This window comes from Roseococcus thiosulfatophilus, assembly GCF_017311575.1.
Classification (GTDB): Bacteria; Pseudomonadota; Alphaproteobacteria; order Acetobacterales; family Acetobacteraceae; genus Roseococcus; species Roseococcus thiosulfatophilus.
The window spans coordinates 61,511-80,372 of record NZ_JAFFQY010000063.1; the positions used below are offsets into that span (position 1 = coordinate 61,511).

At 69.8% G+C, this 18,862-nt stretch carries 19 protein-coding genes; 11 read left to right on the forward strand and 8 right to left on the reverse strand.

Features of this window, described 5'->3' with window-relative positions:
• Nucleotides 1-41: 41 nt before the first annotated feature.
• On the reverse strand, nt 42-1,082 hold the full coding sequence (locus tag JTN19_RS18335) for an aspartate-semialdehyde dehydrogenase (RefSeq protein ID WP_206935629.1): 1,041 nt from the start codon (nt 1,080-1,082) through the stop codon (nt 42-44).
• Between the two features lie 180 nt (nt 1,083-1,262).
• Between JTN19_RS18335 and zapE the strand changes: the two genes are divergently transcribed.
• The 7 genes from zapE (at nt 1,263) to JTN19_RS18370 (ending at nt 7,781) form a co-directional block, all read left to right on the forward strand.
• Entirely contained in the window at nt 1,263-2,432 is a 1,170-nt protein-coding gene (gene zapE, locus JTN19_RS18340; protein ID WP_206935631.1) for a cell division protein ZapE, read from the forward strand.
• Between the two features lie 47 nt (nt 2,433-2,479).
• Nucleotides 2,480-3,058, forward strand: a complete 579-nt coding sequence (locus JTN19_RS18345) for a hypothetical protein (RefSeq protein WP_206935632.1) — start codon at nt 2,480-2,482, stop codon at nt 3,056-3,058.
• Between the two features lie 91 nt (nt 3,059-3,149).
• The gene (mdh, locus tag JTN19_RS18350; RefSeq protein WP_206935635.1) at nt 3,150-4,103 is read left to right on the forward strand and encodes a malate dehydrogenase; all 954 of its coding nucleotides are present in this window, start codon (nt 3,150-3,152) and stop codon (nt 4,101-4,103) included.
• A gap of 9 nt (nt 4,104-4,112) precedes the next feature.
• Complete coding sequence (locus JTN19_RS18355) at nt 4,113-4,850, forward strand: metallophosphoesterase family protein (RefSeq protein ID WP_206935636.1); 738 nt, start codon at nt 4,113-4,115, stop codon at nt 4,848-4,850.
• A 16-nt stretch (nt 4,851-4,866) separates the two neighbouring features.
• Nucleotides 4,867-6,060, forward strand: coding sequence for an ADP-forming succinate--CoA ligase subunit beta (gene sucC / locus JTN19_RS18360; RefSeq protein ID WP_206935638.1), 1,194 nt, complete (start codon nt 4,867-4,869; stop codon nt 6,058-6,060).
• A 3-nt stretch (nt 6,061-6,063) separates the two neighbouring features.
• Entirely contained in the window at nt 6,064-6,960 is an 897-nt protein-coding gene (sucD, locus tag JTN19_RS18365; RefSeq protein WP_206935640.1) for a succinate--CoA ligase subunit alpha, read from the forward strand.
• Nucleotides 6,961-7,052: 92 nt separating this feature from the next.
• Nucleotides 7,053-7,781: a hypothetical protein gene (locus JTN19_RS18370; RefSeq protein WP_206935642.1), complete on the forward strand. Its 729-nt coding sequence runs from the start codon at nt 7,053-7,055 to the stop codon at nt 7,779-7,781.
• 6 nt (nt 7,782-7,787) lie between these two features.
• Here the strand turns inward: JTN19_RS18370 and JTN19_RS18375 are convergent, their stop codons facing one another.
• Both JTN19_RS18375 and JTN19_RS18380 read right to left on the reverse strand, forming a co-directional pair.
• A complete protein-coding gene (locus tag JTN19_RS18375) occupies nt 7,788-8,072 on the reverse strand; it encodes a type II toxin-antitoxin system RelE/ParE family toxin (protein WP_206935644.1) in 285 nt (94 codons plus the stop codon).
• Complete coding sequence (locus tag JTN19_RS18380; protein WP_206935646.1) at nt 8,069-8,236, reverse strand: hypothetical protein; 168 nt, start codon at nt 8,234-8,236, stop codon at nt 8,069-8,071. Before JTN19_RS18380 ends, JTN19_RS18375 begins: the two co-directional genes overlap by 4 nt.
• Before the next feature lie 217 nt (nt 8,237-8,453).
• On the opposite strand from JTN19_RS18380, the gene JTN19_RS18385 reads away from it, so the two are divergent.
• The 4 genes from JTN19_RS18385 (at nt 8,454) to JTN19_RS18400 (ending at nt 13,984) form a co-directional block, all read left to right on the forward strand.
• Nucleotides 8,454-11,330 (forward strand): 2-oxoglutarate dehydrogenase E1 component, encoded by a 2,877-nt coding sequence (locus tag JTN19_RS18385; protein ID WP_206935647.1) that lies wholly within the window; start codon nt 8,454-8,456, stop codon nt 11,328-11,330.
• Nucleotides 11,331-11,419: 89 nt separating this feature from the next.
• Nucleotides 11,420-12,661, forward strand: coding sequence for a 2-oxoglutarate dehydrogenase complex dihydrolipoyllysine-residue succinyltransferase (odhB, locus tag JTN19_RS18390; protein ID WP_206935650.1), 1,242 nt, complete (start codon nt 11,420-11,422; stop codon nt 12,659-12,661).
• Nucleotides 12,662-12,663: 2 nt separating this feature from the next.
• Nucleotides 12,664-12,891, forward strand: a complete 228-nt coding sequence (locus JTN19_RS18395; RefSeq protein WP_206935652.1) for a hypothetical protein — start codon at nt 12,664-12,666, stop codon at nt 12,889-12,891.
• A gap of 85 nt (nt 12,892-12,976) precedes the next feature.
• Nucleotides 12,977-13,984: an aspartate-semialdehyde dehydrogenase gene (locus tag JTN19_RS18400; protein WP_206935654.1), complete on the forward strand. Its 1,008-nt coding sequence runs from the start codon at nt 12,977-12,979 to the stop codon at nt 13,982-13,984.
• 29 nt (nt 13,985-14,013) lie between these two features.
• On the opposite strand, the gene JTN19_RS18405 is transcribed toward JTN19_RS18400, so the two are convergent.
• The 5 genes from JTN19_RS18405 to sdhD all read right to left on the reverse strand — a co-directional run bounded on the left by JTN19_RS18405 (nt 14,014) and on the right by sdhD (nt 18,862).
• Nucleotides 14,014-15,177 (reverse strand): cation:proton antiporter, encoded by a 1,164-nt coding sequence (locus JTN19_RS18405; protein WP_206935657.1) that lies wholly within the window; start codon nt 15,175-15,177, stop codon nt 14,014-14,016.
• A gap of 67 nt (nt 15,178-15,244) precedes the next feature.
• On the reverse strand, nt 15,245-15,661 hold the full coding sequence (locus JTN19_RS18410) for a DUF1489 family protein (RefSeq protein ID WP_206935659.1): 417 nt from the start codon (nt 15,659-15,661) through the stop codon (nt 15,245-15,247).
• A gap of 105 nt (nt 15,662-15,766) precedes the next feature.
• The gene (locus tag JTN19_RS18415) at nt 15,767-16,549 is read right to left on the reverse strand and encodes a succinate dehydrogenase iron-sulfur subunit (RefSeq protein WP_206935662.1); all 783 of its coding nucleotides are present in this window, start codon (nt 16,547-16,549) and stop codon (nt 15,767-15,769) included.
• A gap of 12 nt (nt 16,550-16,561) precedes the next feature.
• On the reverse strand, nt 16,562-18,373 hold the full coding sequence (gene sdhA, locus JTN19_RS18420; RefSeq protein WP_206935664.1) for a succinate dehydrogenase flavoprotein subunit: 1,812 nt from the start codon (nt 18,371-18,373) through the stop codon (nt 16,562-16,564).
• A 99-nt stretch (nt 18,374-18,472) separates the two neighbouring features.
• Entirely contained in the window at nt 18,473-18,862 is a 390-nt protein-coding gene (sdhD, locus tag JTN19_RS18425) for a succinate dehydrogenase, hydrophobic membrane anchor protein (RefSeq protein ID WP_340643369.1), read from the reverse strand.

Sequence of the window (18,862 nt, forward strand, 5' to 3'; positions counted from 1 at the left end):
CGATGTGCCAGAATTAACTCCTGATTACAAGGAAATTTATCCTATTCCTGCGATGTCAGTCGCTTGGCGAGCATGCCCTTCCGCCACAAGGCCTCCGCCACCTGCGCCGCGCCCAGCCCGCCACCCTTGCGGAGATTGTCGCCCACCACGAACAGCGACAGCCCATGCGGCACCGACCCGTCCCGCCGCAGCCGCGAGACGCTGACCTCCTCCTCGCCCGCGACATCGAGGGGCGTCGGGTAGCCCCCCTCCTCGCGCGTGTCGAAAAAGGAGAGGCCGGGCGCGTTGCGCAGCGCGGCCCGGGCCTCGGCCAGCGCCACCGCCTCGGCGAATTCCAGTTGCAGCACCAGCGCCTCGCCCACGAAGACGGGCGCGCGCAGGCAGGTGGCCATGGCCTTGAGGTCCGGCCCCAGGATCTTCCGCAATTCCAGCGGCAGCAGGGCCTCGTCGCGCGTGGCGCCGTCTTCCGCGAAGGCGCTGGTCTGGGGCAGCAGGTTGAAGGCGATGGGCTTGGGGAAGTGCTGGGGGGCGGGGATATCATTCACGAAGCTGGCCCGCGTCTGGGCGAACAGCTCGTCCATGCCTTCCTTCCCCGCGCCGGAGGCGGGCTGCAGGCTCACCACATTCACCCGCAGCAGCGGCGCCAGCGCGGCCAGGGGCGCGGCGGCCAGGGCCGCGAAGGTGGCGGAGGGCGAGGGGCAGGCCACGATCCGTTTGCGCTTGTTCCGCTCCAGGGCCGCGGCATTCACCTCCGGCACCACCAGCGCCACGCCCGGCTCCAGCCGGAAGGCGGGGCTGAGGTCCACCACCCAGGCGCCGGCGGCGGTGGCGCGCGGGGCATGGGTGCGGGATTCGGCCTCGCCCAGCGCCAGGATCACGAGGTCCTGGCCCGCGAAATCGAAGCCCTCCAGGGCGCGCAGGCGCAGCACCCGGTCCTGGCCGAAGCTCACTTCCTGGCCGGCGCTGCGCCCGGTGCCCAGGCCGGTCACCTCCGCCACGGGGAAGTCGCTCGCCGCCAGCGCCCGCAGCGCCTCGCGCCCCGCCAGCGTGTTCGCCCCCGCCACCGCCACCCGGAATGCCATGCCGTGCCTCTTCTTTAAGCTGCCGGACGTTGCATACACGCCCGGGCCACGTTGAGCGATGGCGCATCCGGGTCTACAGCGTGAGCAACTGTCGTTGCTCACGCTTTGCCTTTGCTGCGCGGCTGCTTCACGGCTTCGGCGATTCCACCGAAGCCGATCAGACGCTAGGGACCAACCCAAATGGATGGTGTCACAAGGTTGAACGAAGGTCCCTTGCCCGCCTACCGCGCCCGCGTGGCCGAAGGCGTGCTCCGCCCTGATCCGGCGCAGGCCCATGCGGCCGAGGTGCTGCAAGGGCTCTGGCAGCGCATGCGCGGCTATGACCCCGCGCCCGCCGTGCCCCGCGCCGCGCCGCGCGGCCTGCTGGGCAAGCTGTTCGGCGCGCGGAAGGGCTCGGGCGACCTGGCGGCGCCGTCCGGCACGCCGGAGGGGCTCTACCTGGTCGGCCAGGTGGGGCGCGGGAAGTCCATGCTGATGGACCTCTTCTTCGAGACGGCCCAGGTGCCGCGCAAGCGGCGCATCCATTTCCACGACTTCATGCAGCAGGCGCACCAGCGCATCCATGCCTGGAAGCGCGCCAACCCCTCGGGCGACGACCCCATCCCGCCCCTGGCCGACAGCATCGCCGCCGAGGCCGCGCTGCTCTGCTTCGACGAATTCCAGGTGCATGACGTGACCGACGCCATGATCCTGGGCCGGCTGTTCGAGGCGCTGTTCGCCCGCGGCGTGGTGGTGGTCGCCACCTCCAACACCGCGCCCAAGGACCTGTTCAAGGGCAAGCCGGGGCGCGACGCTTTCCTGCCCTTCATCGCCCTGATCGAGCAGCGGGTGGAGGTGCTGGAACTCGAATCGCTCCAGGACTACCGGCGCGAGCGGATGCGCGGCCTGCCCTCCTGGCACCACCCCGCCGATGGCCGGGCCGAGCGCGCGCTGGACACCGCCTTCCGCGACCTGACGGGCCAGGCGCACGGCGCGCCGCTGACGCTGACGGTGCTGGGCCACACGCTGGAGGTGCCGGAGGCCGCGGGCGGCGTGGCACGCGCGGGCTTCGAGGCGCTGTGCGGCAAGCCGCTGGGGCCGGCGGACTACCTCTGCCTCGCGCGGCATTTCCACACCCTGGTGCTGGACGAGGTGCCCCGGCTCGGCCCCGACAATTTCGACCGGGCGCGGCGCTTCATCACGCTGATCGACGCGCTGTATGAACACCGCTGCAAGCTTCTGGCATCGGCGGCGGCGGGGCCGGACCAGCTCTATGAAAAAGGCGAAAATGCGGCAATGTTCGAGCGCACCGCGTCGCGCCTGATGGAGATGCAGAGCCCCGAGTATTTGGCCTTGCCACACCTGCCTTGAGTGGCCTACGCCTTCGCCCAGGGATAATTCCGGGGATCGGGGGTTTTATGCGGCTTCTTATGGTGGGCCTTCTGGGCGCGTTCATGCTGACCTTCACGCCGGTGGTGCCGGAGGCACAGGGCCAGACCCGCACCGGGGCCCAGAACCAGCGACCCGCCGCCACCGCCGCCAACCGCCCGCCCGCCAACCGCGCCGCCGCCCGTCCTGCCGCCACGCGCCCCGCCAGCGCCCGCCCGGCAGCCGCGAACCGCACCGCGGCGAACCGTCCCGCCGCCGCACGGCCGGCCACCCGTACGGCAAGCCGCCCCGCCGCGGCGCGCCCTGCCTCCGCGCGGCCCGCCCAGCGCCCGGCTTCCGGCCAGCGCGCCACGCAGCGCCCCGCCGCCGCCGTTCCCTACAGCGCTCCTCGCAATGCCGCCCGCCCGGCCGCCTCCGGCCGGCAGACGGCCGCGCGGCACTGCACCACCCGCAACGGCCGCCGCGTCTGCACCCAGACCGCCAACGCCTCCTATCGCTGGACCGGCGGCCTGGCCCCGGCGGCCATGAACCAGCGCGCCTGCCCCGAGGGCACCATGGCCACCAACGCCATCGGCCACAGCGACATCACCCGCTGCGTCCCGCTCTGACGCGCGGCTTGCGGCCCGCGGCGCGGGTTGCCGCAGCGCGGGCGGCGGAGTAACTCTGCGTCCCTCTGGAAGGCAAGCCAAAGGGAAATCCATGGCCCGCAAGAAAATCGCCCTCATCGGCGCCGGCAACATCGGCGGCACGCTCGCCCATCTCATCGGGCTGAAGCAGCTTGGCGATGTGGTGATGTTCGACGTCTTCCCCGGCGTCGCCGCCGGCAAGGCGCTGGACATCATGCAGTCGGGCCCGGTGGACGGCTTCGACAGCCACATGGTCGGCACGGGCGACTACAGCGCCATCGAGGGCGCTGACGTCATCATCGTCACCGCGGGCTTCCCCCGCATGCCGGGCATGACCCGCGACGACCTGCTGACGAAGAATGCCGGCGTGATCGGCCAGGTGGCCGAGGGCATCAAGCAGTACGCGCCCAACGCCTTCGTCATCTGCATCACCAACCCGCTCGATGTCATGGTGTGGGTGCTGCAGCAGCGCTCCGGCCTGCCGCCCGAGAAGGTGGTGGGCATGGCGGGCGTGCTGGACAGCGCGCGCTTCCGCCTGTTCCTGGCGCAGGAGTTCAACGTCTCGGTCGAGGACGTGACGGCCTTCGTGCTGGGCGGCCATGGCGACACCATGGTGCCGCTGACGCGCTACTCCACGGTCGCCGGCATTCCCGTGCCGGACCTCGTGAAGATGGGCTGGACCACGCAGGAGAAGATCGACGCGATCGTGACCCGCACGGCCAATGGCGGCGGCGAGATCGTGAAGCTGCTGGAGCGCGGCTCGGCCTTCTACGCGCCCGCCGCTTCCGCCATCGCGATGGCCGAGAGCTACCTGCTCGACAAGAAGCGCGTGCTGCCCTGCGCCGTTCTGCTGAACGGCGAGTATGGCCAGAACGACTTCTATGTCGGCGTGCCCGTCGTGATCGGCGGCAATGGCGTCGAGAAGATCGTGGAGGTGCAGTTCACCCCCGAGGAGAAGGCGGCCTTCGAAAAGTCCTGCGATGCGGTGAAGAAGCTGATCGAGGACTTCAAGAAGCTCGGCGTCTGAGGGGGACGGATGCGGCTCGCCGTCATCGCCGATGTGCACGGAAACCGCCTCGCCCTGGCGGCCGTGCTGGAAGCGATCGCGGCGGCCGCGCCGGACCTGGTGATCGAGCTGGGCGACGCCGTCAGCGGCCCGCTCTGGCCCGCCGAGTGTTTCGACATGCTGGCGGGCCTCGATGCCGTGGCGCTGCGCGGCAACCATGACCGCTGGGTGGCCGCCGAAACGCCCGATGGCATGGGCGCCACCGATGCCTTCGCCTGGGCGCGGCTTTCGGCGGGGCAGCGGGCGGCACTGGTGGCGCGGCCGATGGTGTGGCGCGATGGCGGCATCCTCGCCATGCACGCACTGCCTGAGGACGACCTGACCTACCTGCTGCACGAGGTGACGCCCCAGGGCGTGCGCGAACGCGCGACCGCCGGCGTGGCCGCCCTGCTGCCCCCGCCCGCGGGCGAGACGCTGGTGCTGACCGCCCACACCCACCGCGCTCGGATGCTCACGCTGCCTGATGGGCGGCTGGTGGTGAACCCGGGCAGCGTGGGTCAGCCGGGCTACACCGACACCGCGCCCTATCCGCACCGCATGGAGGCCGGCAGCCCCCACGCCCGCTTCGCCCTGCTGGAGCAGGCGCGCGGAGAATGGCGGGTGGAATTCCACGCCATCCCCTATGACTGGCACGCGGCGGCGGCGGAAGCCGCGCGCCATGGCCGCGACGATCGGGCCCAGGCCCTGACCCATGGCAATCTGAGCTGAGGTTGGAACAAAGCAGATGAACATCCACGAATACCAGGCGAAGGAACTGCTCCGCCGCTACGGCGTCGCGGTCCTGGACGGCCATGTGGCCTGGACGCCGGAGGAGGCCGAGGCCGCCGCCGGCAAGCTGCCCGGCCCCATCTATGTGGTGAAGAGCCAGATCCATGCGGGTGGCCGCGGCGCCGGCCGCTTCACCAACGACCCCGATGGCAAGGGCGGCGTGCGCCTGGCCAAGTCGGCGGCCGAGGTGAAGGCGGCGGCGGCGGCCATGATCGGCTCCACGCTGGTCACGAAGCAGACCGGGCCCGAGGGCAAGCTGGTCAGCCGCGTCTATGTCGAGGCGGGCTGCGACATCGCGCGCGAGCTCTATCTCTCGCTGCTGGTGGACCGCGACTGCTCGCGCATCGTCATCATGGCGAGCACCGAGGGCGGCATCGAGATCGAGGAAGTGGCGGCCCACAACCCCGAGAAGATCCTGAAGGTGGATGTGGACCCGGCGACGGGCGTGTCCGGCTGGCATGGCCGCAAGCTGGCCTTCGGCCTGGGCCTCGAGGGCAAACAGGTCGGCAGCTTCGTGAAGTTCGTGGAGGCCATGTACAAGGCCTTCGTCGAGCTCGACTGCGCCATCGTCGAGATCAACCCGCTGGTGGTGACCAAGGCCGGCGACGTGGTGGCGCTGGACGCCAAGGTCAGCTTCGACGACAGCGCGCTGTATCGCCACAAGGACCTCGAGGCGCTGCGCGACGACACGGAGATGGACCCGAAGGAACTCGACGCGGTCCAGAACGACCTGAACTACGTGGCGCTCGATGGCGAGATCGGCTGCATGGTGAATGGCGCGGGCCTGGCCATGGCGACGATGGACATCATCAAGCTGTATGGTTCCTCGCCCGCCAACTTCCTCGACGTGGGCGGCACGGCCGACAGCGCGCGGGTGACGCAGGCCTTCCGCATCATCACCTCCGACGCGAATGTGAAGGCCATCCTGGTCAATATCTTCGGCGGCATCGCCAAGTGCGACATGATCGCGACGGGCATCGTCGAGGCGTCGAAGAACCTCAAGCTCTCGGTGCCGCTGGTGGTGCGGCTGGAGGGCACCAACGTCGAACTGGGCAAGAAGATCCTGGCCGAGAGCGGGCTTGCGATCATCGCCGCCGACAACCTCGCCGACGCCGCCCAGAAGGCCGTCGCTGCCGTGAAGGGCGCCTGAACCATGGCCATTCTCGTTGACAAGAACACGCGCGTGATGACGCAGGGCTTCACCGGCGCGCAGGGCACCTTCCACGCCAGCCAGGGCATCGCCTATGGCAGCACCTATGTGGGCGGCGTCACCCCCGGCAAGGGCGGCACCATGCACCCCACGCTGAACCTGCCGGTGTTCAACACCGTGGCCGAGTGCAAGGAAGCGACCGGCGCCACCGCCAGCGTGATCTACGTGCCCGCGCCCTTCGCGGCGGACTCCATCCTGGAGGCGCTGGACGCCGAGATCCCGCTGGTGATCTGCATCACCGAGGGCATCCCGGTGCTGGACATGGTGAAGGTCAAGCGCGCGCTGCAAAGCAGCAAGTCGCTGCTGGTGGGCCCGAACTGCCCCGGCGTCATCACCCCCGACGCCTGCAAGATCGGCATCATGCCCGGCCACATCCACCGCCGCGGCTCGGTGGGCATCGTCTCCCGCTCGGGCACGCTGACCTATGAGGCGGTGGCGCAGACCACGGCGGCCGGGCTCGGCCAGTCCTCCTGCGTGGGCATCGGCGGCGACCCGGTGAAGGGCATGGACTTCATTGACGTCCTGGAACTGTTCCTGAAGGACGACGAGACGAAGTCCATCATCATGATCGGCGAGATCGGCGGGCAGTCCGAAATCCAGGCCGCCGAATTCCTGGCGCGCGAGAATTTCGGCCCCGGCAAGCCCAACAAGCCGGTGGTGGGCTTCATCGCCGGCGCCACGGCCCCTCCGGGCCGGCGCATGGGCCATGCGGGCGCCGTGATCTCGGGCGGCAAGGACACGGCGGCGGCGAAGATGGAGGCCATGGCGGCGGTGGGCATCCACATCGCCGACAGCCCGGCCTCGCTCGGCTCCACCATGGTCAAGGCGCTGGGCCGCTGAGCCCGCTCCGCCGCCCGCGCTGGTGGCCGCTGCTGGCGGCGCTGGTCCTGGCGGCGGGCACACCGGCGCGGGCCGAAAGCCCCGCCGAACTCATGGCGCGCGCGCCGGCCGTCTCGCTGGACGGCGCGCTCGCCCCGCTCACCGCCCCTGTGGCGGTGGGGGGCGCGGGCTGGGGGCCTTTCACGCGGCTTTGCGTGCGCCGAATGATGGTGGCGCCCGATGGGCGCGAATTTCCGGCCAATGATCCCTCCTGCCTCCAGGTGACGGAGGCGCGTGAGCAAGCCGGGGTCTGGCACCTGACGCTCTCGACCGGCCCACTGCAGAATGGCATCGGCGTCACCTTCACCCTGACGCGGGATGCCGCGGGCCAGGTCGGCCCCGCGGAATTCACCGTGCCGGAGGGCCTGCCCGCCCCGCCACCCGAGATGGTGGGCCGGCTGCGCGCCCTGTTCCGCGCCATGGTGCGCGCGCATGCGCTGGAAGCCCTCCGTATTGCGCCGGGCGAGGGCTTTGTGATGGACCTGCCGCTTGGTGACGTGATGGACGGGCTGCAGGTGGAGGGAGGCGGCTTCGCCTGCCAGGCCGAGGGCACCGGCACCATTGCCGGCCGCCCGGTGGTGCAGGCGGCCTGCACCCTGCGCGCCACGGGCGAATTGCGGCCGGGCCGCCCCATGGAAATCGCGGCCGCCGGACGCTTCGCGCTGGATGTCGCGACCGGCCTGGTGCTGCGGCATGGCTATGCCAGCCTCACCACCGCCACGCCGGAGCCGGGGGCGCAGGCCTTGACCATGCGCGGCCATTCCACCCAGTCGCTGGACTAGGCCTTCTCAGCGAATGATGGCGGCGTGCCAGAGGCGCAGCAGCCGCACGCCCTGGCCCTCCTCCACGCGGTAGACCAGAACATAGGGCCGGTCCGTCAGCATCTCGCGCGTTCCGGGCACCCGGCCCGGCTTGCCCCGATGGGCGAGGGTGGCGAGGCTGTCGCTGGCCTCCAGGATTTCCTCCACCAGGCGCTCGGCGGCCAGCGGGTTATGGGCGGTGAGGTATTCCAGCACCCCGTCCAGGTCACGCAGGGCGGCGGGGGACCAATGGACGGGCAGTTCGCCGCTCATGGCGCCCCCGGGCGGCCTAGCCGTGCCTGCAGCCGGTCGCGGAGCAGAATCAGCCGCGCGCGGAGTGCGGCCTGCGGGGTATCGGCGCTGATCGGCGCCGCCTCGGCCTCGGCCACCGCCGCGGCCAGGAGGCGGCGTTCCAGCGCGTCATCCGTGTCGTCCATCAACCGAGCATAGCGCGGGCGGGCAAGGGGCGCCACGCCTGCCATGTTTTGCGGCGCAGCATGGCGGTTTTCCGCCATCTGGCCTGTCGAGGGGGGGTGCCGCAATGGCGCCATCATCGGTATGTTAACACCACGCGCCGCAGGATGAGTTTCCAGCGGCGCAGCCGCAGAAATTCAGGAAGGGCGGACCGCCGGAAGGTGCGTTCGTGAAACAAGAATGGCCGGTGTGGACATCCTCGCCAGCGCGATGAATGGGGCGAATGCCGCCTTCCTCGCTGATCTCTATGCCCGCTGGGTCGAGAACCCCGCCAGCGTGGACCCCTCCTTCGCCGAGCTCTTCGCCACGCTGAATGATGACGCGCGGGCGGTGCTGGGCGACGCGCAGGGCGCCTCCTGGGCCCCGCGGCCGCGTGGCGGCTTCGCGCCGGCCGAAGAGGCGGCACCCGCGAAGAAGGGCGCCGCCCCCGCCGCCCGCGCGACGGACCCCGAAGAGACGCGCCGCGCCGTGCTGGACAGCATCCGCGCGCTGATGCTCATCCGCTCCTACCGGGTGCGCGGGCATCTGGAAGCCAAGCTCGACCCGCTGGGCCTGCAGACGCCGCCCGCCCACCCCGAACTCTCGCCCGCCTTCTGGGGCTTCACCGACGCCGACCTGGACCGGCGCATCTTCATTGACCGCGTGCTGGGCCTTGAAACGGCGACCATCCGCGAAATCATGGAGCGGGTGCGGGCCACCTATTGCGGCCCCATCGGCGTCGAGTTCATGCACATCCAGGATCCGGACCAGAAGTCCTGGATCCAGCAGCGCGTCGAGGGCGCGCCCTGGGTGAAGGGCTTCGACGCGGCCGCGAAGCGCAAGATCCTGAAGCAGCTGACCGAGGCCGAGGGCTTCGAGGCCTTCTGCGCCAAGAAGTATGTCGGCACCAAGCGCTTCGGCCTGGAGGGCGGCGAGAGCACCATCCCCGCCGTGCAGGCCGTGATCGAGACCGCGGCGGGCCAGGGCTGCAACGAGATCGCCATCGGCATGGCGCATCGCGGCCGGCTGAACATGCTCGTGAACGTGGTGAAGAAGCCCTACACGCAGGTCTTCGCCGAGTTCAAAGGCTCTAGCTTCAAGCCCGATGACGTGCAGGGCTCGGGCGACGTGAAGTACCACCTCGGTACCTCGACCGACATCGAGATCAACGGGCGGATGGTGCATCTCTCGCTCCAGCCCAACCCGTCGCATCTGGAAGCCGTGAACCCCGTCGTCGCCGGCAAGGTGCGGGCGCGGCAGGACATGGCGGGCGATGTGAAGACCCGCACCTCGGTCATGGGCATCCTGCTGCATGGTGACGCGGCCTTCGCGGGCCAGGGCCTCGTGTATGAGACGCTGGCGATGAGCCAGCTCATCGGCTACCGCACAGGCGGCACGGTCCATATCGTGACCAACAACCAGATCGGCTTCACCACCGTGCCGGCCCATGCCTATTCGGGCCTCTACTGCACCGACGTGGCCAAGGCGATCCAGGCGCCCATCCTGCATGTGAATGGGGATGACCCGGAGGCCGTGGTGTGGTGCGCGCAGATGTGCGCCGAATTCCGCATGCGCTTCCAGTCGGACATCGTGCTCGACATCGTCTGCTACCGCCGCCACGGCCACAATGAGAGCGACGAGCCCGCCTTCACGCAGCCCAGCATGTACAAGCGCATCCGCGAGATGAAGACGACGCGGACGCTCTATGCCGAGCGCCTGGCGACCGAAGGCAGCGTCCCGGCCGAGGAGGCGAAGTCCATCCAGGACGCCTTCAACGCCGAGCTGGAGAAGGCCTTCGAAGCCGCCGCCAGCTTCAAGCCCAACAAGGCGGATTGGCTGGAGGGCCACTGGGCCGGCCTCAAGCCGGTGGCGTCGGGTGCCGAGACCGAGCAGCTGCACGAGACCTCCGTGGGCCTCGACATGCTGCGCGAGGTGGGCGGCGCGCTCTGCCGCGTGCCGGGGGACTTCAACCTCAACCCCAAGATCGCCCGCCAGCTCGAAGCCAAGAAGCAGGCCATCGAGAGCGGCGAGGGCCTCGACTGGGCGACCGGCGAGGCGCTGGCCTTCGGCACCCTGCTGCTGGAGGGCCACCGCGTCCGCCTCTCGGGCGAGGATGTGCAGCGCGGCACCTTCAGCCACCGCCATTGCGTGCTGGTGGACCAGGCGAACCAGCAGGAATACGCGCCGCTGAACCATATCCGCGAGGGGCAGCCCAAGTTCGAGGCCTTCAACTCCCTGCTGTCCGAGGCGGGCGTGCTGGGCTTCGACTATGGCTATTCGCTGGCGGACCCGCGCACGCTGGTTCTCTGGGAGGCCCAGTTCGGCGATTTCGCCAATGGCGCGCAGGTCATCATTGACCAGTTCATCGCGTCCGGTGAGACGAAGTGGCTGCGCATGTCGGGCCTCGTGATGCTGCTGCCGCATGGCTATGAGGGGCAGGGGCCGGAACACTCCTCGGCCCGCCTGGAGCGTTACCTCCAGCTCTGCGCCGAGCGGAACATGCGGGTGTGCAACTTCACCACGCCCGCCAACTACTTCCACGCGCTGCGGCGCCAGCTCAAGGCCAACTACCGCAAGCCGCTGGTGGTGATGACGCCGAAGTCGCTCCTGCGCCACAAGCTGGCCGTCAGCAGCCTGGCCGAGTTCGGCCCCGGCAGCGCCTTCCGCTACGTCATTCCCGAGACCGAGGCGATCGCGCCCGAGGAGAAGGTGAAGCGCGTCGTGCTCTGCACCGGCAAGGTCTACTACGACCTGCTGGAAGCCCGGCGCGAACAGGGCCGCGACGACGTGGCCCTGGTGCGGCTGGAGCAGGTCTATCCCTTCCCGGAGCGCAGCCTGGCCTCCGCCATCGGCGCCTATCGCAATGCCGAGGTGGTGTGGTGCCAGGAGGAGCCCGAGAACATGGGCGCCTGGTCCTTCGTGGACCGCCGCATCGAGGGCGTGCTGGCCGGGCTCGACATCGCCGCGAAGCGCCCCCGCTTCGTGGGCCGGACCGGGGCGGCGAGCCCGGCCACCGGCCTGGCGAAGGTGCACGCGGCCGAGCAGGAGACGCTCGTTCGCACGGCATTGGCGGTCTGACACCGCGCTTTTCGACACAGTGAAGCAAGGGGCCGGATGACACCCGGCCCCCCGATGCCCTACATCAGGGGCAAAGAAGGCAGAGACCAATGGCGACGGACATCGTTGTGCCCACCCTGGGCGAAAGCGTGAGCACGGCCACCGTGGCGCGCTGGATGAAGCAGGCCGGAGAGGCCGTGGCGGCGGATGAGCCGCTGGTGGAACTGGAGACCGACAAGGTCACGGTGGAGGTGAACGCCCCCGCCGCCGGCGTGCTGGAGGCCATCACCGCCCAGGAGGGCGCCGAGGTCGAGCCCGGCGCCGTGCTGGGTTCCATCGCCGTCGGCACCGGTGCCGCGGCCAAGCCCGCCGCGGCCCCTGCCGCCGCGCCGACCGCGGCCGCCAAGCCCGTCGGCACGGGCGGTGGTTCGGTCAAGCAGGCCGAGGCGCACGGGACCGCCCCGGGCGGCCATGCGCCGCTCCCCGCGGCCGCCAAGCTGATGGCCGAGAACAACGTGACGCAGGCGCAGATCGGCCAGGGTTCCGCGAAGGACGGCCGCATCGCCAAGGGCGATGTGCTCGACTTCCTGAGCCGCCCGGCCGGCGCCAGCGCGCCCGCCGCCGCTGCGGCGAAGCCCGCCCGCAAGCTGGAAGGCGGCGAGGAGCGGGTGAAGATGACGCGCCTGCGCGCCACCATCGCCCGTCGCCTGAAGGAGGCGCAGAACACCGCCGCCATGCTGACCACCTTCAACGAGGTGGACATGGGCGCGGTGATGGGCCTGCGCGCCGAGTACAAGGACAATTTCGAGAAGCGTCACGGCGTGAAGCTCGGCTTCATGTCCTTCTTCGTGAAGGCCTGCGTGGCCGCGCTGAAGGAATTCCCGGCCGTCAACGCCGAGATCGAGGGCGACGAGGTCATCTACAAGAACTTCGTGCATATGGGCATCGCGGTGGGCGGGCCCTCGGGCCTCGTGGTCCCCGTGCTGCGCAACGCCGATGAGATGGACTTCGCCAAGATCGAGAAGACCATCGCGGATTTCGGCAAGCGCGTGCGCGACGGCCAGCTCAAGCTGGAGGAGATGGCGGGCGGCAGCTTCACCATCACCAATGGCGGCATCTATGGCTCGCTGATGTCCACGCCCATCCTGAACCCGCCGCAGTCCGGCATCCTGGGCATGCACAAGATCCAGGACCGGCCCATGGTGGTCGGCGGGAAGGTCGAGGTGCGGCCCATGATGTACCTGGCCCTGTCCTATGACCACCGGATCGTGGACGGGAAGGAGGCGGTGAGCTTCCTGGTCCGCGTGAAGGAGGCCATCGAGGACCCGCGCCGCCTGATGCTGGGCGTCTGACCATGCGCTCGCGCGAAGGCCAGCTCAGCGACAATCGCCCCATCTCCCGCTCGCGCCCCGAGAAGGAGAAGCAGCTGCGTGAGCTGCGCGAGGTGCTGGCCGGCATGAAGCCCCACGCCACCCCCGCCCTGCGGGACAGCGTGAAGGCGAAGATCAAGGAGCTGGAGGCTGAACTCGCCGCCCCGGCGCCGCCCCCCCGCGACCGCCGGCCGCCCCGCCGGGAATTCTGACGGCGCGGGGCTGCTTTCGCGAATCCGGCCTTGTTGGGGCTGGGTTCGCGCGGTAACGGGTCAGGCCTCGAAGGGAGCCTGACCAATGCGTGTGGGTGTGATTGGCGCGACCGGCGCCGTCGGCAAGGAATTGGTGGATGTGCTGGCCCGTCGCCGCTTTCCGGTGACGCAGCTCAGCCTCTTCGCCTCGGCGCGCAGCGCCGGCACCACGCAGAAAACGCCCTTCGGTGACGTGACCATCGAGGAATTCTCGATGGAGCGCGCCCGCAAGCTGGATCTGGCGCTGCTGGCCGTTTCCGGCGATTTCGCCAAGGCGCATGCGCGTGCCCTGGCGGCCGAGGGTGTGGCCGTGGTGGACAATTCCTCCGCGCTGCGCCTCGAAGCCGATGTGCCGCTGGTGGTGCCGGAGGTGAACGGCCATGCCATCGGCGATCACCGCCTGATCGCCAACCCCAACTGCACAACGGCCATCCTGGTGGTGGCGCTGGAGCCGCTGCGGCAGGCCTTCGGCCTGAAGCGGGTCATCGTCTCCACCTACCAGGCCGCATCCGGCGCGGGCGCGGAGGGCATGGTGGAGCTGGAGCGTGAAACCCGCCGCGTGCTGGTGGACGGGCAGCCCGCCCAGGCGGAGGTCTTCGCCCACCCGCTGGCCTTCAACGTCATCCCGCACATCGACACCTTCCAGCCCAATGGCTACACGCGGGAGGAGATGAAGGTGGCCTGGGAAAGCCGGAAGATCATGGCCATGCCGGAGCTGCTGATCTCCTGCACCGCCGTCCGCATCCCGACCATGCGCGTCCACGCCGAGGCGGTCACCATCGAGACCGAGCGGCCCGTGACGCCCGAGGCCGCCCGTGCCGTGCTGGCCCGCGCGCCCGGCGTGCGGCTGATGGATGATGTGGGGGCCAAGCTTTACCCCATGCCGCTGACCGCCACCGGCGCCGATGACGTGGAGGCCGGCCGAATCCGCGCCAATGACGTGTTCGGCGACCGGGGCCTCGACCTGTTCCTGTGCGGCGACCAGCTGCTGAAGGGCGCGGCGCTGAACGCTGTGCAGATCGCCGAGCGGATGAAGCTGCCCGTCCCGGCGTGATGTGAGGGGGGGAGGGCGGCCCGCCGCTCTCACCCCGCCATCTTGCGCGCCGCGTAGCGGGTCAGCAGCGGGCCTGCCAGGCAGGTCAGGAAGATCACGATGATGATGGCGTCGGCGGTGACGGCGTCGATCATGTCCATTTCCATCCCGATGACCACCACGGCGAGGGTGGCGGCCGCCTGCGGAAAGGAGAGGCTAGCCATGGCCAGGCCTTCGGTCCGCGAGTAGCCGAACAGCCGCGCCGAGATCGCGGCCGCCAGGGATTTCGACAGCACGATCACCGCGACCAGCGCCAGGGCGAAGAGCCAGGTCGTCGCGGATTCCAATGCGTCCAGCCGCAGCCGCATGCCCGTCTCCACGAAGAAGAAGGGGACGAAGAGCATGCGCCCCACGAATTCGAGGTTTTCCTTCAGTTCTTCCCGCCGGTGCAGGGCCCGGTTCAGGCAGAGGCCGGCGAGGAAGGCGCCCAGGATGTCCTCGGTGCCGATCGCCTCGGCCGCCACCGCCAGCAGCAGCAGGACCGCGAGCAGGAACAGCGCCTTCTCCGCCGGCGTGTGCCCCTCCGCCGACAGCACCAGCCGGGCCAGGCGCGGCACCACCAGCAGCGCCGCGGCCGACAGGCCGGCCAGCGCCAGCACCGGGACAAGCGAGGACCAGCCACCCTCCCCACCGGCGATGCGGAGGACGGCGACCAGCACCAGAAGGGAGAGCGTGTCCGTCAGCAGGGTGCCCCCCGTGGCGGCCACGATGGGCCGGCGCCCCACCAGCCCCATCCGGCTGATCATGGGGTAGGCGACGAGGGTGTGCGACGCCAGCGCCGCGCCCAGCAGCAGCGCCCCGGGCAGCCCCAGCCCGAAGGCCAGGCCCACGGCGAAGGCGGGCACGAAGGACAGGACGAAGGCGAAGATGCCGAACCCCAGTGCCTCCCGCTTCCGCTCCCGCACCAGGTCGAGGTCCATCTCCACCCCGGCCAGGAACATGATGTAGAGCAGGCCGATGGAGCCGAAGAGCTCCACCACCGGCCCCTCGGGCAGCACCCCCGCGCCGCCCGGGCCGATGGCCATGCCAAGGAGGATCAGCCCGATCAGCCCCGGCACCCGCGTCCGCTCGAAGATCAGCTGGACGATCAGCGCCGCGGTGATGACCACGGCGAACTGGAGGATGACATCCTCGATTGGAAACTCAGCCAGCATCTCGCATGCGCCCCTCCCGGCCTGTCCGGGGGGCAACGCGCCGGGCGCGGTGCGGGTTACAGCCGATTCAGATCAGGCAGGCCTCACGCAGCGCCGCCTTCAGCGCGGGCGGCAGTTCGTCGCTGATGGCTCCGGCTTCGGTGATGTCCTCCGGCGCCGCCTCGGCGTCCAGGTAGCGCCAGCCCTGGAAGGGCTTCATGGGTCGCGCGGCGACCGGCACAAGCTCCGGATGCAGCACCAGTCCGGCGCAGGCCGTCCCATCATCCCACCGGTCCTCGATGATGTCGAGAAGGCGCTGCCGCACCTGGATATAACCGCCGATGACCCAATAGATGCTGCCGCCGTCGAGGAGCTCGCCGCGGCGCTTGGGCGCCATGCGCGTCTGGTGGCGCAGCGGTGGGGCGGCGGTGGCGCGCAGGGCCTGGATGGCGCGCAGATGCGCCACGTCCCGCACGCCGACCGAGAGCTTCAGGAGGTGCACCATTCCTCCTGAATGTGGCTTTGCCGCGGAGTCGGGCAAGGCCATCCGGTCGGATCGCGGAGGGCTGGTATCAGCCCGGGGCGCGAACCCGACCGGCAGATGAAGCCGTCAGCCCTGGCGCTCCACCATCAACTGCTTGATCTTGCCGATCGCCTCGGCCGGGTTCAGCCCCTTCGGGCAGGTCCGGGTGCAGTTCATGATGGTGTGGCAGCGGTAGAGGCGGAACGGGTCTTCCAGGTTGTCCAGGCGCTCACCCGTGGCTTCGTCGCGGCTGTCGCTGATCCAGCGATAGGCGGCGAGCAGGATGGCGGGCCCGAGGAAGCGGTCGCCATTCCACCAGTAGGAGGGGCAGGCGGTGGAGCAGCAGAAGCACAGGATGCACTCCCACATCCCATCCATCTTGGCGCGCTCCTCCTTGGACTGGCGGCGCTCCTCATCCGGCGGGGGCGGGGTCGCGGCCTTCAGCCAGGGCTCGACGCTGCGATACTGCGCGTAGAGCTGCGTCAGGTCCGGCACCAGGTCCTTGACCACCGGGAGGTGGGGCAGGGGGGTGATGCGGACATCCCCCTTCACCTCGTCAATGGGCTTGAGGCAGGCCAGCGTGTTCAGCCCGTCGATGTTCATCGAGCAGGAGCCGCAGATGCCTTCGCGGCAGGAACGCCGGAAGGTCAGCGTGCTGTCCACCTCGTTCTTGATCTTGATGAGCGCGTCCAGGACCATCGGCCCGCACTTGTCGAGATCGAGCTCATAGGTGTCGGTGCGGGGTTTCGCCCCGTCATCCGGATCCCAGCGGTAGATCTTGAAGGCCTTGACGTTGGTCGCGCCAGGCTCGGCCTTGAAGGTCTTGCCCCCCTGGATGGTCGAGTTCTTGGGCAGGGTGAAGGTGGCCATGATCAGGGGTCCTTAGTAGACCCGGGCCTTGGGGGGGAACACCTGCACCTCGTTGGTGAGGGTACGCATCTTCACGCCGCGGTAGTCGAGGCTCACCTCGCCCTTCTCGTTCATCGAGGCGAGGGTGTGCTTCATCCAGTTGTCGTCGTCGCGGTCCGGGAAATCTTCCTGGGCGTGGGCGCCGCGGCTTTCCTTGCGGGCCTCGGCGGAGACGATGGTGGTCATCGCGTTGCCCACCAGGTTGTCCAGCTCCAGCGCCTCGACCAGGTCGGTGTTCCACACCAGGCTGCGGTCGCTGACGCGCAGGTCGGACAGGCCGCCATGCACCTTCTTCATCTTGTCCACGCCCTCGCTCAGCAGTTCCGAGGTGCGGAAGACGGCCGCATGGGCCTGCATGGTACGCTGCATCTCGAGCCGGATCTCGGCCGTGCCGGTGTTGCCCTTGGCGTTGCGGATGCGGTCGAAGCGGTCGAGGCTCGCCTCGCCGGCGCGGGGCGGCAGGGGCGGCTGGCTGGCGCCGGGCTTCACCGTCTCGGCGGCGCGGTGGGCGGCGGCGCGGCCGAACACCACGAGGTCGAGCAGCGAGTTGGTGCCCAGGCGGTTCGCGCCATGCACCGAGACGCAGGCGGCCTCGCCCACCGCCATCAGGCCGGGGACGATGGCATCCTCGTCCTCGCGGGTGGGGCGCAGCACCTCGGTGTGGATGTTCGTGGGAATGCCGCCCATGTTGTAGTGGACGGTCGGGAGCATCGGGATGGGCTCCTTCGTCACGTCCACGCCGGCGAAGATGCGCGCCGTCTCGGAAATGCCGGGCAGGCGCTCATGCAGGATGTCGGCGCCCAGATGCTCCAGGTGGAGCATGATGTGGTCCTTCATCGGGCCACAGCCGCGCCCCTCGCGGATTTCCATGGACATGGCGCGCGAGACGACGTCGCGCGAGGCGAGGTCCTTCGCGGTCGGCGCGTAGCGCTCCATGAAGCGCTCGCCCTCCGAGTTGGTGAGGTAGCCGCCCTCGCCGCGCGCGCCCTCGGTGACGAGGCAGCCCGCGCCATAGATGCCGGTCGGGTGGAACTGCACGAATTCCTGGTCCTGCAGGGGCAGGCCGGCGCGCAGCACCATGCCGCCGCCATCACCGGTGCAGGTATGGGCGGAGGTGCAGGAGAACCAGGCGCGACCATAGCCGCCGGTCGCCAGCACCACCTTCTGCGCCCGGAAGCGGTGCATGGAGCCGTCTTCGAGGTTCCAGGCGATCACGCCGCGGCACACGCCCTCATCATCCATGATGAGGTCGAGGGCGAAGTACTCCACGAAGAACTCGCAGCCATGCTTGAGCGACTGCTGGTAGAGCGTGTGCAGGATGGCATGGCCCGTGCGGTCGGCCGCGGCGCAGGCGCGCATCGCGGGCTCCTTGCCGTAATCCTTCATGTGGCCGCCGAAGGGGCGCTGGTAGATGCGGCCATCCTCGGTGCGGCTGAAGGGCACGCCATAGTGTTCGAGTTCGATGATGGCGGGCACGGCCTCGCGGCACATGTACTCGATGGCGTCCTGGTCACCCAGCCAGTCCGACCCCTTCACGGTGTCGTACATGTGCCAGCGCCAGTCATCCTCGCCCATGTTGCCCAGCGCGGCGCCGACGCCGCCCTGCGCGGCCACGGTGTGGCTGCGCGTCGGGAAGACCTTGGTGATGCAGGCCGTCTTGAGGCCCGCCGCGCCCATGCCGAAGGTGGCGCGCAACCCCGCGCCGCCGGCGCCGACCACCACCACGTCATAGGTGTGGTCCACCACACGATAGGCCCCAGAAGACGGCTTGCTGATCGCGTTCATCGTTCCCGATCCATCCTTTGCGGGGCGCGAGACGCCGCGCCGCCGCCCCAACCTGTTTTGGGCGGCCCGGAAGGGGTCGCCAATTCCGTTACGCGGACGCTACGAGCCGAGGGCGATCCGCAGCACCGCCAGCGCCGAGGCCAGCGCCATCAGCACCGCCATGCCCTTGATGGCGAGGATGGTGGCCATCCGCGCGAATTCGCCGCGCATGTAGTCCTCGACCACCACCTGAAGGCCCGCGGCCATGTGGTGGAAGGTCAGGCCGATCAGCGCCAGCAGCAGCACGGCGTTGAGCGGCGCGCCGATGAAGGCGCGCGTCTCGGCATAGCCGGCGCCGGCCAGCCCCACCGCGCTGAACACGAACCAGATGGTCAGCGGCAGCAGGGCGATGGAGGTGACGCGCTGCATCCACCAGTGATGCGTCCCGCCCCTGGCCGAGCCCAGGCCACGCACGCGGCCGAGGGGGGTGCGAAGCGCGCTCTGGGTCAC

Bases quoted from the DNA above. Each gene is read 5' to 3' on its own strand.
- JTN19_RS18335 (WP_206935629.1), bottom strand. From the start codon at position 1,082: ATGGCATTCCGGGTGGCGGTGGCGGGGGCGAACACGCTGGCGGGGCGC.
- zapE (WP_206935631.1), top strand. From the start codon at position 1,263: ATGGATGGTGTCACAAGGTTGAACGAAGGTCCCTTGCCCGCCTACCGC.
- JTN19_RS18345 (WP_206935632.1), top strand. From the start codon at position 2,480: ATGCGGCTTCTTATGGTGGGCCTTCTGGGCGCGTTCATGCTGACCTTC.
- mdh (WP_206935635.1), top strand. From the start codon at position 3,150: ATGGCCCGCAAGAAAATCGCCCTCATCGGCGCCGGCAACATCGGCGGC.
- JTN19_RS18355 (WP_206935636.1), top strand. From the start codon at position 4,113: ATGCGGCTCGCCGTCATCGCCGATGTGCACGGAAACCGCCTCGCCCTG.
- sucC (WP_206935638.1), top strand. From the start codon at position 4,867: ATGAACATCCACGAATACCAGGCGAAGGAACTGCTCCGCCGCTACGGC.
- sucD (WP_206935640.1), top strand. From the start codon at position 6,064: ATGGCCATTCTCGTTGACAAGAACACGCGCGTGATGACGCAGGGCTTC.
- JTN19_RS18370 (WP_206935642.1), top strand. From the start codon at position 7,053: ATGGCGCGCGCGCCGGCCGTCTCGCTGGACGGCGCGCTCGCCCCGCTC.
- JTN19_RS18375 (WP_206935644.1), bottom strand. From the start codon at position 8,072: ATGAGCGGCGAACTGCCCGTCCATTGGTCCCCCGCCGCCCTGCGTGAC.
- JTN19_RS18380 (WP_206935646.1), bottom strand. From the start codon at position 8,236: ATGGACGACACGGATGACGCGCTGGAACGCCGCCTCCTGGCCGCGGCG.
- JTN19_RS18385 (WP_206935647.1), top strand. From the start codon at position 8,454: ATGGCCGGTGTGGACATCCTCGCCAGCGCGATGAATGGGGCGAATGCC.
- odhB (WP_206935650.1), top strand. From the start codon at position 11,420: ATGGCGACGGACATCGTTGTGCCCACCCTGGGCGAAAGCGTGAGCACG.
- JTN19_RS18395 (WP_206935652.1), top strand. From the start codon at position 12,664: ATGCGCTCGCGCGAAGGCCAGCTCAGCGACAATCGCCCCATCTCCCGC.
- JTN19_RS18400 (WP_206935654.1), top strand. From the start codon at position 12,977: ATGCGTGTGGGTGTGATTGGCGCGACCGGCGCCGTCGGCAAGGAATTG.
- JTN19_RS18405 (WP_206935657.1), bottom strand. From the start codon at position 15,177: ATGCTGGCTGAGTTTCCAATCGAGGATGTCATCCTCCAGTTCGCCGTG.
- JTN19_RS18410 (WP_206935659.1), bottom strand. From the start codon at position 15,661: ATGGTGCACCTCCTGAAGCTCTCGGTCGGCGTGCGGGACGTGGCGCAT.
- JTN19_RS18415 (WP_206935662.1), bottom strand. From the start codon at position 16,549: ATGGCCACCTTCACCCTGCCCAAGAACTCGACCATCCAGGGGGGCAAG.
- sdhA (WP_206935664.1), bottom strand. From the start codon at position 18,373: ATGAACGCGATCAGCAAGCCGTCTTCTGGGGCCTATCGTGTGGTGGAC.